Origin of the sequence: Streptomyces synnematoformans (assembly GCF_039531005.1) — a bacterium.
Lineage (GTDB): Bacteria > Actinomycetota > Actinomycetes > Streptomycetales > Streptomycetaceae > Streptomyces > Streptomyces synnematoformans.
The window spans coordinates 1-3,324 of record NZ_BAAAPF010000500.1 but is presented as its reverse complement, the minus strand read 5'-3'; the positions used below and the strand labels follow the sequence as shown (position 1 = coordinate 3,324).

Here is a 3,324-nt window from a genome sequence, read left to right as displayed (position 1 = left end):
TGCGACGCCGAGGTCCGGGCGCCGCTCGCGGCGGCCCGGCCCGGCCCGGCCAGCACCCCCGTACGGCCGGCGGACGTCACCCCTCCGCCGCGGGCTCCGGCCGCCGCCGCGCGCCCGCCAGGGTGACCAGCACCGCCGTCGCCACCGTCAGCGCCGCGCACACCGCCGCCGCCACCTGGAACCCCGTCTCGTACGCCCTCCGCGCCGCGCCCAGCACCTCCTCGGCCACCGGCCCCGGCAGCCCCTCCGCCGCCTCGACCGCCGCGCCGAGGTCGTCCTCGAACGCCCCCGCCGCGGACTCCGGCACGCCCTCGGGCGCCGCGCCTTCCGTACGCCCGCGGTACACCGCCGTGATCACGCTGCCCAGCAGCGCGATGCCCAGCGCGCCGCCCAGCTGCGGCGCCGTGGACGAGATCGCCGCCGCCGCGCCCGTCCGCTCCGGCGGGGCCGCGCCCACGACCATGTCGGTGGCCAGCGCCATCATCGGCCCCAGCCCCGCCGAGACGATCACGGCGCCGGTGACCAGCTCCGCCAGCGCGTGCGCGCCGCCGGCCTGCGTCAGCACCCCGTACCCGACGGCCGACAGCGCCAGCCCGGCGCCGATGACGTGCCCCGGCGGCCACCGCCGTGCCAGCCGCGGCGCCAGCGTGGAGCCGGCGATCACGCCGAACGCGGACGGCGCCGTCCACAGCCCCGCGTCCAGCGGCGACAGCCCCTCCACCAGCTGCAGGTACTGCGCGAGCGCGTAGTTGGAGCCCCACAGCACGAAGATCCCGGCGGCCAGCGTCGCCGCGGCCGTGGCCAGCGTGCGGTCGGCGAAGAGGCGGAGGTCGACGAACGGGTCGGCGAGCGTCCGCTGCCGGCGGACGAAGGCCACCGCCACGGCGGCCCCCGCCGCCACCGCCGCGAGCGGCACCGCCGCGGCGCCCTCGGCCGCGACCTGCTTCAGCCCGTACACCACCGGCAGCACCGCGCCCAGCGACAGCAGCGAACTCGCCACGTCCACCCGCCGCCCCGCCGGGCCGCGGGACTCGGGCAGCAGCACGGGCAGCAGCACCAGCAGCACCGCCATCACCGGCACGCCGAGCAGGAACGCCGACCCCCACCAGAACCGCTCCAGCAGCCACCCGCCCACCAGCGGCCCGATCGCCGTGCCGCCCGAGACGCTGGCCACGATGACGCCGATGGCCGTCGCCCGCTCCCGCGGCCCCGGGAACAGCGCCGCCGCCAGCGCCAGCGTCGACGGCATGAGGGTGGCCCCGGCGACGCCCATGAGCGCGCGGGCGGCGATCAGCATCTCCGCGTTCACGGAGTACGCCGCGACCAGCGACGCGACGCCGTAGCCCGCCGCGCCGTACAGCAGCAGCCGGCGGCGGCCGACCCGGTCGCCGAGCACGCCCATGGTGATGAGCGAACCGGCGAGGAGGAAGGCGTAGATGTCGACCGTCCACAGCAGTTCGGTGCTGGTGGCGGAGAGGTCCCGGCCGATGGCCGGCAGGGCGAGGTTGGTCACGGTCAGTTCGAGGGAGGCGAGCAGCGCGGGCAGCGCGAGTACGGCGAGCCCGAGCCACCGCCGCCGCTGCCGTCGCCCCTGTTCCGGGCGGTCGGTCGTGGTCATGACGGCCAGTCTGGAACCTCGACCATAATCGAGGTCAAGGGCTAATCTGCCGCCATGGACAAGCCGCCCTTCGACGCGAAGGAACTCACCGTCGGCCAGCTCGCCGCCCGCTCCGGCGTCGCCGTCACCGCCCTGCACTTCTACGAGGGCAAGGGCCTCATCCGCAGCCGCCGCACCCCCGGCAACCAGCGCCGCTTCCCCCGCGACACCCTGCGCCGCGTCGCCTTCATCCGCACCGCGCAGCGGGTCGGCATCCCCCTGCGGACGATCGCCGAGGCGCTGCGGACGCTGCCCGACGAGCGCACCCCCACGCAGGAGGACTGGGCCCGGCTCTCCGCGGCCTGGCGCGACGAACTCGACATCCGCATCGACCAGATGGTGCGGCTGCGGGACCGGCTGACGGACTGCATCGGCTGCGGCTGCCTGTCGCTCGACCGCTGCCTGCTGCGCAACCGCGACGACCGCCTCGGCGACACCGGCCCCGGCCCGCGCCGCCTGCTCACCCGCCGGCTGGCCCGGGAGACCCGGACCCCGCCGGCGGGCGAGGAGGAGGGGGACGGCACCCCCGGCTGAGGTCCCGGTCCCGTCAGCCCTTCAGCTCCGCGCGCACCGTCCGCGCCGCCGCCACCAGGCTCTCCAGCGACGCCCGGGTCTCCGCCCAGCCCCGGGTCTTCAGCCCGCAGTCCGGGTTCACCCACAGCCGCTCCGCGGGGATCGCGCGCAGCCCGGCGCGCAGCAGCTCCACCGTCTCCGCCGCGCTCGGCACCCGCGGCGAGTGGATGTCGTACACGCCCGGCCCCGCCTCCCGCGGATAGCCGTGCCCGGCCAGCTCGTACGCCACCTGCATGTGCGACCGCGCCGCCTCCAGGCTGACGACGTCCGCGTCGAGGTCGTCGATCGCCGCCACGACGTCCCCGAACTCCGCGTAGCACATGTGCGTGTGGATCTGCGTGTCCGCCCGCGCCACGCCCGTCGTCAGCCGGAACGCCTCCGTCGCCCACGCCAGGTACGCCGGCCGGTCCGCCGCGCGCAGCGGCAGCGTCTCGCGCAGTGCCGGCTCGTCGACCTGGACGACCGCCGCGCCCGCCGCCTCCAGGTCGGCCACCTCGTCGCGCAGCGCCAGCGCCACCTGCCGGGCGGTCTCGGCGCGCGGCTGGTCGTCGCGTACGAACGACCAGGCCAGCATCGTCACGGGACCGGTGAGCATGCCCTTGACCGGGCGGTCCGTCAGCGACTGCGCGTACGTCGTCCAGCGCACCGTCATCGGCTCCGGCCGCGAGACGTCGCCGGCCAGGATCGGCGGGCGCACGTAGCGGGTGCCGTACGACTGGACCCAGCCGTGCCGGGTGGCGAGGTACCCGGTGAGCTGCTCGGCGAAGTACTGCACCATGTCGTTGCGTTCGGGCTCGCCGTGGACGAGGACGTCCAGACCGGCCTCCTCCTGGTACGCCACCACCTCGCGGATCTCCGCGGCGATGCGCTCCTCGTAGCCCGCCGCACCGATGCGTCCGGCGCACAGGTCGGCGCGGGCCGTGCGCAGCCCGGCGGTCTGCGGGAACGATCCGATGGTCGTCGTCGGCAGCGGCGGCAGCCTGAGGCGGGCGCGCTGCGCGGCGGCGCGGCCGGGGTACGGCGCGGGGCGGCGGGCGTCGGCCGGGGTCGCCGCGGAGATCCGCGAGGTGGTGGCGTACCAGGAGGAGGCCGGT

General features: G+C 76.7%; 3 protein-coding genes. 1 reads left to right on the top strand and 2 read right to left on the bottom strand.

Translation table 11 applies throughout. From position 1 onward, the window contains the following. Window positions 1–76: 76 nt before the first annotated feature. Window positions 77–1,618, bottom strand: coding sequence for an MFS transporter (locus ABD317_RS35070; protein ID WP_344295718.1), 1,542 nt, complete (start codon window positions 1,616–1,618; stop codon window positions 77–79). A 54-nt stretch (window positions 1,619–1,672) separates the two neighbouring features. Between ABD317_RS35070 and soxR the strand changes: the two genes are divergently transcribed. Continuing rightward, complete coding sequence (gene soxR / locus ABD317_RS35065) at window positions 1,673–2,191, top strand: redox-sensitive transcriptional activator SoxR (RefSeq protein WP_344295715.1); 519 nt, start codon at window positions 1,673–1,675, stop codon at window positions 2,189–2,191. 13 nt (window positions 2,192–2,204) lie between these two features. On the opposite strand, the gene metE is transcribed toward soxR, so the two are convergent. After that, window positions 2,205–3,324, bottom strand: a 1,120-nt coding sequence (metE, locus tag ABD317_RS35060) for a 5-methyltetrahydropteroyltriglutamate--homocysteine S-methyltransferase (protein ID WP_344295711.1), incomplete at its 5' end; no start/stop codon positions are given.

Excerpts from the sequence above, each read along its gene's own strand:
- ABD317_RS35070 (WP_344295718.1), bottom strand. The coding sequence starts at position 1,618 with ATGACCACGACCGACCGCCCGGAACAGGGGCGACGGCAGCGGCGGCGG.
- soxR (WP_344295715.1), top strand. The coding sequence starts at position 1,673 with ATGGACAAGCCGCCCTTCGACGCGAAGGAACTCACCGTCGGCCAGCTC.